Genomic DNA, 16,402 nt, shown 5'->3' on the forward strand with positions numbered 1-16,402 from the left:
AGGCACCAGAGGATCAAGCTTCTGTTGCTCGAAGTTACATACGACAATTTTGTAGTTGTTCGTTACTTGTTCTTTTATAAAACATAGAAAAATGAAAAGTGTAGGAGAAGCATATGGCTGAGAAGAAAACATGGGTACATAGAACCATCCAAGTCGCACCACTCGTTGGATTAAGTATTTTTTTCATATTGATCATGTATGGCTATCGACATGGCATCTTTCAATCAGCAGATTCTTTGCAACAATTCATGCAACAGTTTGGGAGCTATGCGATCATTTTATTTATTCTTATCCAAATCATCCAAGTGATCATTCCGATTCTGCCAGGAGGGATTTCTTCTGTTGCAGGGATGTTGATGTTTGGAAATGTCTTTGGGTTGCTGTATAGTTGTATTGGCTTGATTATTGGTGAAGCAATCGGCTTTTTATTTGTGCGTTATTATGGTACGAGTTTTGTCCGTTTTATCTTATCACCAAAAAAATTCCGGAAATTTGAACAGCTAGTCATTGAAAAAACAAACAATATCAAAAAGGTATTGATCGTTACCTTACTTTTACCTTTTGCGCCAGATGATTTGATTTGTCTCGTTGCTGGATTGACGAAGCTTTCATTTAGAGAATACATGCAAATTGTTATTCTTTTAAAACCTTGGTCGGTCGCTGTATATAGTATGATCATGTTGTTTTTATTCCAGCAAGCACAAGGGCATTTTTAGTTCATTGAATGGAGGAAGTAAAATGTTGGAGAAAGTAGTAGTAACTGAAAAAGAACTCGATGAACTCGTGACAGTGATCCATGAAATATGGCCCGAAGCCTTTACGCCGATTATCGGTCAAAAGCAAGTCGCTTATATGTTGGAGACGTATCAATCGAAAAAACAGATCGGAAAAGAATGTGCAGCAGGGGTCAACTATTTCTTATTGAAGCTAGAGGGGAGAACGATTGGCTATACTGCTTATGAAAAAATGGGTTCTTCGATCTATTTAAGTAAACTCTATATTCTTCGAGAAGTACGAGGGAAAGGTTTGACCTCTGAAGTCTTTCATTGGTACGAACAACTAGCAAAAGAAACAGAAGCACAGGAGATTTTCTTGCGTGTCAATCAAGGAAATCAACAAGCAATCGCAGTCTATCAACATCAGGGATTTGTCATTGAGGGAGAATTGATCAGCGATATTGGCGAAGGATTTCAAATGGTTGATTATAAAATGAAAAAAAGACTCGCATAAAATGGTTGCTTGTGTTAAAGTATACGTTATGCGACGGGTCGAGAAGATCTCTGAACGTTAGAGGTCTAATTGATTTTGGCGGCACATGATCCACGGATCACCTACCGGATGTAGGCGTGCTGGACAAGACTTTTGTGGAGAAGGACTTGTCTGTCTGATTCTTTCAGGCACCAGTGAGTGGCGAACAGAAATGTTCAGCACTCAAAAAAAGCAGGGATTCCCAAATTTGCTAGTCAAATTTTGTGGAGTTCCTGCTTTTTTGTCTATCGGTTGGCTGCGGATCAGTGTGCTGCTTCCACAACCTCTATAGGGTGTTGGCTGCTTTGCTCCTATGGTATAATCAGTTTTGTACCTACAGACATGTGAGTATGCCTATAGAGATGATACGTTGACATGACAAGTAACTCATGTTTAACACGTAAGGAGTTTTTATATGATTGATAAAATCAAACGATTTGGGCGGAACTTTACCCAGACGACACCTTTTATTTTGAGTAATACGGTTATCTTGGTGCCGTATCTGTTATTTTTAAGTTTGAGTGATGGGAACCAATGGTTATCGATTTTACCCTTCACTTTGTTCTATACCTTTCGGATGACAGGTCTGTTTTTAGTTAGTAGTATTCGCTTTGGTTTGGATAGTTATACCTTGTTGATGATTTCTTTATTGATGGGTGGCGCAGGTTCGTTGATCGGGATTTTTGGCGTCCTTTATTTCCCGTTGTATTATCTGTCAAGTGTACTTTTAGGACTAAGTGCGGCATGGCTGATCCCCACAAATATCACAGTGAATTACCATGAAAAACAACAGGGATTCACGAACATGTCAGCAAATAAATTTCCATTTGCGATCCTGTTGTTGCTTGTTTTGTTTCGGGTGATCGAGCTTCCCGGGCCGACACAAGTCGTGATGACATTAGCGTTATATACATTGTTCTACATTATGGCATACCATACGATCAGTCATTATCCTCGCTATGAATTGGATTTTAAAGAGATGAAGTCGAATGTGGTAGCTACCAAAGAGTTGCTTTTATTTATTGGCTTTTTCGTTTTATTGTTTCTTTTGAGAAATGCTCGTTTGTTGATTGATCCTGCATTATTTGATGTAGCAATCTATGGATTTATGCTGTTGTTTCTATTTGCAGCTTTTTATCTGGGAAGGGCTAGAAAGCAGTGGAAATTACCCACTTGGTTAAATAGTTTTACTTTTCTGAATGGCATGTTAGGTAATTTTCTTTTTTTATTCGGGACACTTTATATCGGCCGCGTCTATGGTTTCGACTATTTAGGCGTATATATGTATTTACCTTATATTGCAGGCATGGTGTTAGCCAAAATCATTGGCAATCAAGCAATCCAGATTCCCACGATCGAACCAGTCCTCATTCAATTAGCTGGATTATTTAGTTCGTTGATGGTTCTGTTACTTCCGCAAATCGGCTTTGTGGTTGGCTTATTCTTATTAAGTTTTTGGCACGCGGTAGTAGGCAGTTGGTTGAATCGTACGTATTATGAGATCGATACAGAAATACCGATGGATAATCGTGTGATCAAAAAGTTTACGACACAAAATAAAGGAAGTGTGACCCATCAATTTTTATTGATGTCATTGCTGTTAGTGATGGCACGATGGTTGGACGAACCTGTGAGTGTATTGCTCCAATTGACTGGGAGTCTGAGCGTACCAAATGCGATGCTCCAATTGTTAGTTTACGTAAAATGGATAAATGTCAGTGTATTGATCCTTGGAGTAATCACTGTTTATCTTTTATGGAGGAAAGAACATGCAAAAAATATTCATTGATGGTGACGGCTCCCCAGTGAAAAATGACGTGATTGAAATTGCGGCATCTTTTCAATTAGAGGTGATGATCGTGACAAGTGTCGATCACTATACCAATAAAGAGTATCCAAGCGATGTACAGTTTGTATACGTCGATAAAGGGGCAGATAGTGCAGATTATAAAATCGTCGGACTGATCAAAAAAGGTGATTTTTTGATCACTCAAGATTATGGCTTAGCTTCATTGGTCTTACCTAAAGGTGTTCGAGTCTTTCATCAATCGGGAAAGGAATTTGATGCCACGAACATTGATGGATTATTAGAACAACGTTATCAGAGCAGTAAGTTGAGAAAAGCGGGCATTCGGACGAAAGGGCCGAAGCCTTTCACTCATGAAGATCACCAAAGGTTTAAAGAAGTGTTGATCCGAGCGCTTGAAGAAATTTGAATAGAATATAAAATAGGTGAACATTGTTTCTAACTAAACAGAAGCGGAGTTCATCTTTTTTATTGCTAAAATAAGTACGATATCTTTGATTGATTCTATAACAAAAGATATAATTATGAAGATTATTTAATTATATAATCATATATTTTTAACCAAAAAGAAGGGAGTGCAGAAAATGAAACATGTGAAGGCGTTGGTGGTAAAAGCAATCATGATCTGGGCGATTTTGTGGATCGTTTTAACGGGACTGTATGGTGTTAGTTTCATGGATTCAACGATTGTCGGAGTAATCATTGTTGTCATGATCTATGTAGTAGGTGATTTGTTGATTTTACGAAAAGTAGGAAATATCGCGGCTACAATTGCAGATGCTGGTTCAGCTGCAGCCATTCTATGGTTATATCTTTATTTTATGAACGATATGACGGATATTTGGATGAAGGCTTTAGTACCGGCGGTATTGATCGGGATTGCTGAATGGTTCTTCCATAAGTGGTTGCTCTCACAAAGAATCGTACCAGATGAACGAAAAATGAAATAATCAAACAAAAAAAACTAACATTATCAAATAGATAGCGAGCAAAAGGCTACAGACTAAAAAACAGGAATAGTGCGTATCCTTAACTCTAATCATCCAGCAATGAGGTTGTGTCAAAAGTACACAGCTTAAAAAATAAACGAGAACATCCGAAAATAGTTTCATATTTTGGGATGTTTTCGCTTATTTTCGTCTTTTTTTATAATAGTTGATCAGTGTATCAATGGCTAAAAAGAGAATGACCACAGCTGCGATCGTATACGTGAATATACCTAATAGTGTAATAAAATTGATTTGATCGTCTGGTGCAGCTTGGACAAGCAACGAAGAGCCGACGATCAATGCGGCGAGTATCACACCAAATACTAAACGGTTCACCATACTTTCGATCCGGTTCATCAGTTGGTCTTGCTTTTTTAGTTCCAAATTGATTTTTCCTTGTCCAGAACGCCAATTTTCTAGAAGGTGATAGACTTGCTGCGGGATTTTCGGTACGGTTTTGATACCATCGAGTATATCTAAGCCCGCTTGCTTCAAGGTTTCTTCGACAGAGAGATGTGCCAAGAAATAACGTTGTGCAATGGGCGTGGCGACTTCCATCAAAGAAACTTCAGGATCAAGGACACGAATCACTCCTTCTAATGTGCTAAACGCTTTAAGCAATAACGTGATATCACGATCGATTTGTAAGTTGTTCTGGTGGCAAATCGAGACGATCTGCGCAAAGACTTCTTGCAAGTCGATTTCTTCAAGGGAGAGGTCTAAATATTGCGTCAAAAAGTTAGCGAGTTGTTGATGGAATTCACCTTCATCAAAAGGCCCTTCTTGTTGACATAAGTTGATGACGGCTTTTTCAATACGGTAAATATCTCGTGTATAAATCGCTAAAACGATTTCCATCAGCTTTTGTCTTAGCGAAGCGGAGAGACTACCCATCATACCGAAATCAATATAACTGATTGTATATGGTTGCAATGGTTCAGTGACAGTAGCAGTCGTTTTGAAAGAAATCGAGCCTAGTTGTTTTTGGTGTTCTTTTGTGTCTGTCGTTACATTTTCTGAAAGTTCTTCAACGCTTAAAGGACGGAACAATAAATTCCCAGGATGTGGATCGGCATGGAAAAAGCCATCGTCAAAGATTTGCTTCATAAAATGTTCGATCAATCGTTTAGCCACTTGTTGTTTCAATTGAGTATTCGTAAGTCTCTCAATGAGACGTTCATCTGTTTCTTCAAGATTCATCAATTGGTTGAAGTTCTTTCCAGACATTTCTTCCATCACAATGACTTTTTTTGTGCAAAGTGCCTCATAGATTTTAGGGGATCTAATTTCATACCAATGGTTGTTTAGGTCATAGAAACGTGCGCCATTTTGACTTTCTTTGTAGAAGTCCAATTCGTTTGTCAATGAACGTTTGACTTCTTGCAACACACCTTTTAAATCGATGACGCTTGTTTCAGGAATATATTTGATCAAAGGAATCGCCCGTTCGAATAACTGTAAATCCATCATGATTTCCTTCGCAATATTTGGATGTTGGACTTTTACAACGACTGCATCACCATTCTTTAACGTTGCACGATGGGCTTGACCCATAGAGGCAGAAGCGAAAGGTGCTTTATTGAAGCTAGTAAAAATCGTTTCTAAGGATGCGTCTAATTCCTGTTCAATCGTTTTTTTCGTCGTGACAAAGGGATCGCTTGGTACATTGTCTTGCAATGTTTTGAATGTCTTAGTAAACTCAGCAGAGAGTAAGTCATCACGTACAGAAAGCATTTGCCCAATTTTTATAAAGGTTGAGCCAAGTTCTTCAAAGGCTTTTTTTACTTGTTCAGGATTTTTTTGTTGGATCAGATTTGGCAGAACATTTTCTTTGATGAATACGTGAATGATTTCTGCTAAGCGGCTTCGAGAAGTAGTTTTGGTCATAACTATGCCTCCTTTCTCTTATCATAACGATAAAGAAAAAAAGCGACAACTATTCCGCTGTTTTTTTGAATAAAATGACATGTACTTCACCTTTTTTCAAATAAGCTGTTTGCATCTTTTGTTTTTGTGCTAAAATATGAAGTAAAAATGAATGATATCGAATACAGGAGGAAAATCTTTTGAAGATTACTTTATTATATGGTGGACGCAGTGCGGAACACGAAGTTTCGATTCTTTCAGCGTTTTCCGTTTTAAATGCTATTTATTATGCTTATTATCAAGTACAGCTCGTATTTATTAGTAAAGACGGCCAATGGGTCAAAGGCCCGTTGTTGACTGAAAAACCTACAAGTGAAGAAGAATTGCACTTGACGTGGGACCCAAGTGGGAAAATGACAGAAGGATTTACCGGCACTGTCATCAATCCAGGAGAGATCAAAGAAGAAGGAACCATCGTCTTCCCAGTTCTTCACGGTCCAAATGGCGAGGATGGCACGATCCAAGGATTCTTGGAAACCTTGAATATGCCTTATGTTGGTGCGGGTGTATTGACGAGTGCTTGTGCCATGGATAAGATCATGACAAAATATATTTTACAAGCAGCCGGTGTACCGCAAGTACCTTATGTTCCAGTTTTGAAGAATCAATGGAAAGAAAATCCTAAAAAGGTATTTGACCAATGTGAAGGCTCATTGCTTTATCCGATGTTCGTGAAACCAGCAAACATGGGGTCAAGCGTAGGGATCACTAAGGCTGAAAATCGAGAAGAATTACAGAATGCCTTAGCAACAGCTTACCAATACGATTCACGTGCCATCGTTGAACAAGGAATTGAAGCACGGGAGATCGAAGTCGCTGTTTTAGGAAATGAAGACGTCCGCACGACCTTGCCTGGTGAAGTGGTAAAAGACGTGGCATTTTACGATTATGATGCGAAGTACATCAATAATCGCATCGAGATGCAGATTCCAGCAGAAGTACCAGCAGAAGTCCATCAAAAAGCACAAGAGTACGCAAAATTAGCGTATACGATGTTAGGTGGAAGTGGCTTGAGCCGTTGTGATTTCTTCTTGACGAATAAAAATGAATTATTCCTTAATGAATTAAATTCAATGCCTGGCTTTACAGCATTCAGCATGTACCCATTGCTATGGGAAAATATGGGCTTGAAATACGGTGACTTGATTGAAGAGTTGATCCAATTAGGCTTGAACCGTTATAATCAAAGACAAAGTTTCTTTGACTAATTGAAACATAATCAGCACAAGTATGAATGTGTCGAAGTAGTATGTATATCAAAATAAAGGTTGTGGATGATCATCTGGTACTGATTGAAAGCGAAAGATTTTTACTATTCGACGCTATCAGTATTGGCGATTTCCACCACCTTTTTTGTTCCTATTCCTATAGGACTACTGGTCTAAATCGAAAGGACAGAGAATGGATGAACATAACAATACAAGAAATTGCTCAAGCAGTTGGAAGTCATCATGAGTCAACTCAATCAATCACAGGGGTAGAATTTGATAGCCGCAAAATCAAAGAAGGCGATTTATTCGTTCCTTTAGCTGGCGCAAGAGATGGGCATGAATTTATTGAACAAGCTATCGCAAATGGAGCAGTTGCTTCTTTTTGGAGTTGGGCAGCCGAAAAGGCACCAGAGGGGATCGAGATCATACCAGTTTCTGATCCTTTAAAAGCAATGCAAGAGTTCGCACAATACTATTTGAAAAAAGTTGGGGCGGATGTGGTGGCTGTTACCGGTAGTAATGGGAAGACGACCACAAAGGATCTAACAGCTTCTGTCTTAGCGCAAGGATATAAAACTTATAAAACACAAGGAAATTACAATAATAATATTGGCATGCCTTATACGATCTTGCATATGCCTCAAGATACTGAAATAATCGTTTTAGAAATGGGAATGGATCATGCCAATGAAATTACGGAACTCTCGTTACTGGCACAACCAAAAGTTGCAGCAATCACGATGATCGGTGAGGCTCATATCGAGAATTTAGGTTCACGAGAAGGCATCGCCAAAGCAAAAATGGAAATTGCTGACGGGTTGGTACCAGACGGATTATTGATCGTACCGAATAATGAACCATTATTAGAACCGTTGGTTGCTCCGTTGTCTCAAAAAATCAAGACGTTTGGAATCGAACAAGGCGATATTTCTGCACAACAAATCATCGAAGAAAAGCAACAAACGACATTTATCGTTGAAGGCAAATCATTCACGATCCCTTTACCTGGTAAGTATAATGTAACGAATGCACTGATTGCTTATGCGATCGGGCAGTTTTTCGAGTTGTCTCTGTCGGAAATCCGACGAGGTCTAGCAACTGTTTCCGTGACACAAAACCGAACAGAATGGTTGACAGCTGGAAACGGGGCAGCGATCTTAAGTGATGTTTATAATGCCAATCCTACAGCTATGGGATTAGTCTTAGATACTGTAGCAAGCCTCCCAGCAACGGGACGAAAACTTGCCGTTTTAGCTGATATGTTGGAGCTAGGCGCAGATTCATCCAACATGCACGCTTCAATGAGTGAACATATTTCTCCAGAAGTGTTTTCAATGATCTTTTTGTATGGAAAAGAGATGCAGGCGTTAAAAGATGCCTTGGCTCAGAAATATCCTGATTTGCCAGTTTATTATATCGAAGAAAATAAAGAGCAATTGATTGCAGCGGTGATTGCTGAGATCCAGCCAGATGACACGATTGTATTAAAAGGTAGTAATAGTATGGGCTTGATTGAAGTAGTCGAACGACTACAAGAAATGAAATAAAAACTGTAAACTTGCAGAAAACAATAAATTATGCTAGAATAACCTATTGCCGAAAGATGAAGAGAAATTGGACTGGCTTGAAGATGAATGTGAAGCCAGATGTCATAACAATGATAAAGCTGAACGCGACCCGTTTGGCTTTTCTAATGCCTAAACTTCGCAAAGTGATTTTTCGGTGGTGCCACAGGGCTAGGAATGGATGGAAAACGTGCGTGGCCACTGTCAAAAGAAACAGACACTTTGACCGAACAAGAGACGGGGTAGCAATTTATCGCTACATCCTCAGTTAACAACCATATAGGAGGATTCATTTGAAATTTAAAGAACTAGAATTATCACCAGAATTATTAAAATCAGTAGAGCGTGCAGGATTTGAAGAAGCGACACCGATCCAATCAGAAACGATCCCACTTGCATTAGAAGGTAAAGATGTGATTGGACAAGCACAAACAGGAACAGGTAAAACTGCTGCGTTTGGCTTACCGATGTTAGAAAAAATCGATGCAAGTCGCCAAGAATTACAAGGATTAGTTATTGCACCAACACGTGAATTAGCAATCCAAACACAAGAAGAACTTTATCGTTTAGGACGTGACAAACGTGTCCGTGTCCAAGCTGTCTATGGTGGTGCCGATATTGGTCGCCAAATCCGGGGATTGAAAGATCGTCCACATATCGTTGTTGGTACACCAGGTCGTATGTTAGACCATATCAACCGTCACACATTGAAACTTGGAACTGTTGAAACATTAGTATTAGATGAAGCAGACGAAATGTTGAACATGGGCTTCTTAGAAGATATCGAAAGTATTATCTCTAAAGTACCAGACCAACGTCAAACACTATTGTTCTCAGCAACAATGCCACCAGCAATCAAAAATATCGGTGTGAAATTTATGAAAGATCCCACACACGTGAAAATCAAAACCAAAGAAATGACTGCTGACTTGATCGATCAGTACTACGTTCGTGCAAAAGAATATGAAAAATTCGATATCATGACTCGCTTATTAGACGTACAAACACCAGAGTTAACAATCGTTTTTGGTCGTACAAAACGCCGTGTGGATGAATTAGCACGTGGACTAGAAGCTCGCGGTTATCGTGCAGAAGGTATCCATGGTGACCTTTCTCAACAAAAACGTATGAGTGTGTTACGTTCATTCAAGAGTGGTCATTTAGATATTTTAGTTGCTACAGACGTAGCCGCTCGTGGATTAGATATCTCAGGAGTAACGCACGTATACAACTACGATATCCCTCAAGATCCAGAAAGCTATGTTCACCGTATCGGTCGTACAGGCCGTGCAGGTAAAGGCGGTATGTCAGTCACTTTTGTTACACCAAACGAAATGGGTTACTTGCATGTCATCGAAAACTTAACGAAAAAACGCATGACGACATTACGTCCACCAACTGAAAAAGAAGCATTCAAAGGACAACTAGGCGCTGCCGTTGAACAAATCGAAGAAAAACTTGAAGAGAATGGCTTAGATAAATATTTGCAAACTGCGGATAAATTATTAGAAGAATACTCTGCTCAAGATTTAGTCGCTTTATTATTAAAGACAACAGCCAAAGATCCATCAGATGCGACACCAGTGAAAATCACACCAGAACGTCCATTACCAATGCAGAAAAAAGGCTACAACAAAAATGGTAAACGTGGTGGCGGAAGTGGTGGCGGAAACAACCGCAATCGCCATGACAATGGCAACTACCGAGGTAACAAAAATTCGAAAGGTAGCGGTAGCTACAGCAAAAACCATAACAAGCAAAAAGACAACGGTGGAAAACGTACAAATGACAAAAAACGTGGTTTCGTGATCCGCACGAACAACGACTAATCCACATGTAAAGTGGTGGTCTTAGAAGGACTATCCGAATAAGCCCGTCAAATCAAAAAATAGCTTACCTATTTTTTGGCCTTGACGGGCTTATTTTGAATTGTTTATTTGGAATTGATAGATAATAAAAAACAGACATAGCCTCTCTTTAGCGGGCCCTTTAGATAACTTTATTGGAAATGTTATTTAAAAAAATAAAATATTTGGTTTTTTAAGTAGTTAGAAGCAAATTATTGTTTTTTTTGTTTATAAAGTAAAAATAATTTCTTTTTTTGTTTGTGTTCCATGGTAAATTAGGATTAATACCAATAAAATGATTTTACAAACAAACAAGGGAAAAAATTATTTAGATATCAGCTGTTTTTTCGAATTGTAAGTCTTATTTTTTTTGAAAAACATTCGTAAAAAAAATGAAGTGACTTGGACAGTTTTCTTTGTATCAGAGATTTTTATCAGTCAATTCTCAATGGTTTTTAATTGGAGAAAAGGAAGAGATGGTTTTTCACTAAGAAACAACTTTCATTTTTGTTATTTCTAGACTTATTGGTGGTAAATTGTTTAAAATTTGGTAGAATTAGAGTGTTCTAAAATTTTTTGAAAAGAGAATCGTGTATGATAAAAGGGATTGGGATTGATGCAGTTGAACTGTCGAGGATTGCTAAGATCATTAAAGAAAAGCAAAACTTTATTGATCGTGTACTGACACCAAGTGAAATCGAAATATTTCGTTTGCTGCCATTTCATCGTCAGGTCGAGTTTTTAGGCGGTCGTTATGCATGTAAAGAAGCTTTTTCAAAGGCTTGGGGAACAGGGATCGGTAAAGTTACCTTTCAAGAGATCGAAATTTTAAAAAATGGATCAGGACAACCAATTGTAACGAAATCTCCACATGAAGGAGCAGTCTGGGTCAGCATCACACATACAGACGAGTTAGCTTTTGCACAGATTATTTTAGAAGACTAGAAAGAAGGAAGAACAATGGTTATTGCTTGGCATCGTCCGACAAAAGCAATTGTACATAAAAAGGCAATTACAGAAAATGTAGCAAATGAAATAGCTCGATTGAATGGGAAAGAATTGTTTGCTGTTGTCAAAGCAGATGGTTATGGTCATGGAGCAATCGAAACAGCAGAAGCTGCAAAAAAAGGTGGAGCTTCTGGTTTTTGCGTAGCTACTTTAGATGAGGGAATCGAGCTGAGAGAGGCAGGTTTCACACAACCTATTCTTGTATTGAATATGGTTCCGATCGATGCGTTAACACTTGCAGTCATCCACGATTTATCCATTACCGCGGGAACAAAAGAATGGTTGGAAGCTGCGGCTACTTATATAGCAGAACGACATTTAGAATATTTATTGAAATTGCATTTGAAAGTCGATACCGGAATGGGAAGAATTGGCTTTCTCAATAGTGCGGAAGTGAATGAGGCAGTGGAAATCATCAAGGATAGTCCCAATTTAGAATGGGAAGGGATCTATACTCATTTTTCTACAGCAGATCAAGCAGATACTACCTATTGGGAACATCAGAACCAAAAATTCAGTGAGATCATTGAAGGTCTACCTACTTTACCAAGATATGTCCACAGCAGTAATAGTGCTACTGCATTATGGCACGAAAAAGCTATAGGCAATATGATCCGCTATGGGGTAGCGATGTATGGCTTGAATCCATCCGGTCACGCGTTAGCGGAAGTGTATCCCCTACAGCCAGCGCTTGAACTTGTATCTGAATTGATCCAAGTGAAAGAGTTATCAACAGGAGAAGGTGTAGGTTATGGGAAAACCTATACGACTTCAGCTTCAGAATGGATCGGAACTGTACCAATCGGCTACGCAGATGGTTGGTTACGAAAAATGCAAGGTTTCTCATTACTAGTGGAGGGAAATTATTGTGAGATCATTGGTCGTGTATGCATGGATCAATTGATGATCCGTCTACCCTATCAAATGCCAGTAGGAACTAAAGTTACATTGATAGGGAAAAATCAACAGGCTAAAATCACGATGCAAGATGTAGCAGATCAATTGGGTACGATCCATTACGAAGTCGCATGTGTGCTAGGGCCCCGTATACCTAGAGAATATCAAGAGTGAGGAGAGGCGTATGGTAAAAAGAGGAGATATTTATTTTGCTGATCTTTCTCCGGTGGTAGGATCAGAACAAGGTGGGACAAGACCGGTCTTAGTGATTCAGAACAATTTAGGTAATCATTTTAGTCCAACGGTCATCGTAGCAGCAATTACTGCGAAAATGGCGAAACCTAAATTGCCCACACATATAGGAATCAAAGCGACCGGAACAGGGATCGAAAGAGACTCAGTCATTTTACTTGAACAAATCAGAACGATTGATAAGTCCAGATTAAAAGAAAAAGTCTGTCATTTGGAACGATCGATCATGTTAGATGTCGATCGTGCATTGAAAATCAGTGTTGGTATCGAAGCGCTTGTCCCAGTGTCAAAATAAAAGACAAAAACAGCACGTTTATACATAAAAAATAGCACCGTGTGTTTAGTCAATCATTGCGCGATTCAGCGCTTGGCAACAACAAAAAAGAGGAACTTCAACGGTCTGGGACATTCGTCCTATCGCACCACCTAAAACCGAATAAACGGCGGGAACAGAAGTAACCTCTTCGAAAATTAGGCGCCATCCACAAAAATTTGAAAAATAATTTTCGTGGATGGTGCCTTATTTCTCGAAGCTAAACATTTCTATCCCGACCTCGGGCTGTCGTGCCTTTTTTTGTTTGTGTGGTTCAGTTTTGCCGGGTTTTCCAGTTCTATTGGAAGATTTAGTTTATAAAATAACGATATATATATATTGGAAATAAGATTATATTTTTATGAGTAACCAATTTAGACATTTTTTTAGAAACTATGGTAAGCTTTTTATAACAGATTTATTTGACTACACATAAAAAAATTATCGGGATGCTACATTTGGTAGTGGACTAGTGGATAAAAGAAGATTAATTATTTATTAAGCAAAAGATGACAACATTCGGACAGTTTGATTTAACTGTCAAAAAATTAGTTGCTGGATTGAAAATAGGATTGAAAATCGTATGGTTTTCATGATAAAGTGATGCAGCTGAAACAAAAAAAGGTGATGAATATGAAATCAATAAAAAATACAATAAACTTATATTTACTTGATTGGAAACGAATTTTTAAAAATCCTGTTGCGACTCTTTTGATCATCGCAATTATGATCATTCCTTCATTATATGCTTGGTTCAATATCAAAGCATTATGGGACCCTTATGGCAATACAGGGGAATTACCGATTGCTGTTTATAGTGCAGACAAGCCGGCTGAGTTTGAAGGACAAGAAGTTGCCATCGGAAAAGAAGTACTGAACTCATTACATGAAAATAAAGATTTAGGTTGGCAGTTTGTTGACTCTAAAAAAGAATTAGAAGACGGTGTACGGTCTCGGGAATATTATGCTGGTATCTATTTGCCAGAGAATTTCTCGGAGGATTTATTAAGCTTTACGAGTGGTGATATCAAAAAGCCGGAAATTGAATATACAGTCAATGAAAAAATCAATGCCATTGCACCAAAAATCACAGATAAAGGTGCATCTACGATCCAATCACAAATCTCCAGTGAATTTATTCGGACGGCGAGCGAAACTTTACTAAAAGTCTTTAATGAAATTGGGTACGATATCGATACAAATCTGGTAAGTATCAATAAAGTAAAATCAATGATTTTATCAACAGATGAAAACTTAGATACGATCGATGGCTATACCCAACAAGTACTTGATCTACAAAAACAACTACCAGATATCAAAGACAAATTAGCGAAAGCAAATGAATTTGTTGATTATCTCCCAGAAGTGGATGAGATGGGACAAAAGGTCGTTGAATTGAACGATAAAATGCCAGAATTAAAGGAACAAGCCAAAATCATTCTTGACCTTCAACAAAAAATCCCAGAGATCCAAGATGCTGGACGACAAATTGCTGAAATCGACAACGATTTTTCATCAATCGAAGAAACGATGAATCAAGGAATCGAGGAAGCAAAACAAGGATTGACCATCATCCAACAAGTCCAAGACATCTTACCTGATGTGAAAAATTTAGAATCACAAGCGAAGAATCTCGCAGAGGATACCAAAACGGGCGCTGAACAATTAAAAGAAGCAGTACCAGGTATCACGACAAGCGTGAAGACGACGTTAGATTCGATTGGGCAAGTAGCGACCACAACAGGTTCATTAGCGAAAACAATCGAAAATGCTGTCAAAGATGGGCAATTGACAGATGATGAAAAAACGAATATCAATAACTTGTTAACTAATTTTATCAACAGTATTAATGAGCAACAACAAGCAACTGGCAAGTTGATTTCATTTTTGGAAGATTTACAAGCCAACGCTGGTAATACAAAACTACAACCTATTATTGATACATTGAAGAGTGTTAAACCAGTATTAACTGATTTACAAAATCGTTTAACACGATTAAATGAAGCTGTTCAAGCAGGAGATATTTCTCAAGTTACTAGCCTTTTAGAAGAAGTACAAGCTGCTGCTAATTCTGTCAACAGATTGATCAGTAGTATCAATGTAAATGAAGTCAGCACCACCGTTGAATCAATCTTGACTCAAGTGATCGATACGATCAGTACGGCGCAAGGTGCGTTGAGTAAAGCAGATCAAATCGACTTTGATTCGCTATTAAATTCAACCAAAGCAACCGTGACAAATGCGGTGGCGATCTTAGAGAAATATCAAAAAGAAATGCCTGCAATCGGTCAAGAGGTCCATGATGCAAATACGATGCTAAATGGTAATATGGAAACGATCGTAAATGGAATCAATAAGGGAGCTGACCTATACAATAACGACTTACCTGTATTAGAAGAGAAACTTGGTTTAGCTGCTGATTTTATCCAAAATGATTGGCCAACGATCAAAAATGAAATCAATACCACAATGACCACCGTCAACGATAAAATGCCAGAAGTCGAAACAGCAGTGAATGCTGCGGCAGACTTGATCACGAACGACTGGCCAAACATCAAAGCTGGTATCCAAAAAGCCGCAGACGCGATCCGTAAAGGAGAAGAAGAGGTTGATCTTGGGGAAGTCATCAAACTCTTGAAATTAGATGCGACAAAGGAAAGTGAATTCTTTACGATGCCTGTGGAACTGCAAACTAATTCGTTGTATCCAATCCCTAATAATGGATCAGCAAGTACACCGTTCTATACTGCGCTATGTTTGTGGGTAGGTGCGGTCTTACTTTCAAGTGTCGCTACAACAGATTATTATTTAGATAAAAAAGCGCGTAAAAACTATACAAAACGGGAACAGTTTGGCGCCCGCATGTTGACCTTCTTGACGATGGCAATCGCTCAAAGCTTGATCGTTACTTTAGGGAACATGTTCTTGCTTGGTGTGTATGTAGTGAATCCAGTCTACAGTGTACTGTTTGCTGTTTTGATTGCTTTGTCATTTATGATGATCGTCTATGTTTTAGCAGCACTGTTTGACAATGTCGGCAAAGGGATAGCCATCATTATTCTTGTCTTGTCCATATCTGGTGGTGGTGGGAACTATCCAATTCAAGTTTCAGGGAAATTTTTCCAAATGATCAATCCTTTCTTGCCATTCACTCATGCAGTCAACCTCTTACGTGAATCAGCTGGTGGTATCTATTGGCCAAATGCGCTACATGCGATTTTGATATTAGTCGGCATATTTATTGTCGTAGGGATCGTTGGTACAGTATCCTATCCATTTGTGAGTGAAAAAATGAAGAAATTCAAAGAAGCTGCGCATGAAAGTCGAATCTTCCACTAG

13 protein-coding genes are annotated in these 16,402 nt (G+C 38.6%); 12 read left to right on the forward strand and 1 reads right to left on the reverse strand.

Going from position 1 to position 16,402, the window contains the following annotated elements; translation table 11 throughout:
• Positions 1-113: 113 nt before the first annotated feature.
• From CYK55_RS01235 to CYK55_RS01255, 5 genes are all read left to right on the forward strand, one after another.
• Positions 114-716 (forward strand): TVP38/TMEM64 family protein, encoded by a 603-nt coding sequence (locus tag CYK55_RS01235; RefSeq protein WP_034689220.1) that lies wholly within the window; start codon positions 114-116, stop codon positions 714-716.
• A gap of 25 nt (positions 717-741) precedes the next feature.
• The gene (locus CYK55_RS01240) at positions 742-1,230 is read left to right on the forward strand and encodes a GNAT family N-acetyltransferase (protein WP_200868967.1); all 489 of its coding nucleotides are present in this window, start codon (positions 742-744) and stop codon (positions 1,228-1,230) included.
• A 433-nt stretch (positions 1,231-1,663) separates the two neighbouring features.
• The gene (locus tag CYK55_RS01245; RefSeq protein ID WP_034689218.1) at positions 1,664-3,037 is read left to right on the forward strand and encodes a hypothetical protein; all 1,374 of its coding nucleotides are present in this window, start codon (positions 1,664-1,666) and stop codon (positions 3,035-3,037) included.
• A complete protein-coding gene (locus CYK55_RS01250) occupies positions 3,018-3,464 on the forward strand; it encodes a YaiI/YqxD family protein (protein ID WP_034689216.1) in 447 nt (148 codons plus the stop codon). Before CYK55_RS01245 ends, CYK55_RS01250 begins: the two co-directional genes overlap by 20 nt.
• A 175-nt stretch (positions 3,465-3,639) precedes the next feature.
• Positions 3,640-4,005, forward strand: coding sequence for a DUF2512 family protein (locus tag CYK55_RS01255; RefSeq protein ID WP_034689215.1), 366 nt, complete (start codon positions 3,640-3,642; stop codon positions 4,003-4,005).
• A 180-nt stretch (positions 4,006-4,185) separates the two neighbouring features.
• On the opposite strand, the gene CYK55_RS01260 is transcribed toward CYK55_RS01255, so the two are convergent.
• Positions 4,186-5,931, reverse strand: coding sequence for an ABC1 kinase family protein (locus CYK55_RS01260; protein ID WP_126133818.1), 1,746 nt, complete (start codon positions 5,929-5,931; stop codon positions 4,186-4,188).
• 179 nt (positions 5,932-6,110) lie between these two features.
• On the opposite strand from CYK55_RS01260, the gene CYK55_RS01265 reads away from it, so the two are divergent.
• From CYK55_RS01265 to CYK55_RS01295, 7 genes are all read left to right on the forward strand, one after another.
• Positions 6,111-7,178 (forward strand): D-alanine--D-alanine ligase, encoded by a 1,068-nt coding sequence (locus CYK55_RS01265; protein ID WP_034689211.1) that lies wholly within the window; start codon positions 6,111-6,113, stop codon positions 7,176-7,178.
• 197 nt (positions 7,179-7,375) lie between these two features.
• Entirely contained in the window at positions 7,376-8,728 is a 1,353-nt protein-coding gene (locus CYK55_RS01270; protein WP_034689210.1) for a UDP-N-acetylmuramoyl-tripeptide--D-alanyl-D-alanine ligase, read from the forward strand.
• Between the two features lie 311 nt (positions 8,729-9,039).
• The gene (gene cshA / locus CYK55_RS01275) at positions 9,040-10,575 is read left to right on the forward strand and encodes a degradosome RNA helicase CshA (protein WP_164546233.1); all 1,536 of its coding nucleotides are present in this window, start codon (positions 9,040-9,042) and stop codon (positions 10,573-10,575) included.
• Between the two features lie 612 nt (positions 10,576-11,187).
• Entirely contained in the window at positions 11,188-11,538 is a 351-nt protein-coding gene (gene acpS / locus CYK55_RS01280; RefSeq protein ID WP_034689208.1) for a holo-ACP synthase, read from the forward strand.
• Positions 11,539-11,553: 15 nt separating this feature from the next.
• Positions 11,554-12,672, forward strand: a complete 1,119-nt coding sequence (gene alr, locus CYK55_RS01285; RefSeq protein WP_034689207.1) for an alanine racemase — start codon at positions 11,554-11,556, stop codon at positions 12,670-12,672.
• A gap of 10 nt (positions 12,673-12,682) precedes the next feature.
• A complete protein-coding gene (locus CYK55_RS01290) occupies positions 12,683-13,045 on the forward strand; it encodes a type II toxin-antitoxin system PemK/MazF family toxin (protein WP_019722700.1) in 363 nt (120 codons plus the stop codon).
• A gap of 651 nt (positions 13,046-13,696) precedes the next feature.
• Complete coding sequence (locus CYK55_RS01295; RefSeq protein WP_126133820.1) at positions 13,697-16,402, forward strand: YhgE/Pip domain-containing protein; 2,706 nt, start codon at positions 13,697-13,699, stop codon at positions 16,400-16,402.

Origin of the sequence: Enterococcus mundtii (assembly GCF_003957375.1) — a bacterium.
In the GTDB taxonomy this organism is placed as follows: domain Bacteria; phylum Bacillota; class Bacilli; order Lactobacillales; family Enterococcaceae; genus Enterococcus_B; species Enterococcus_B spodopteracolus.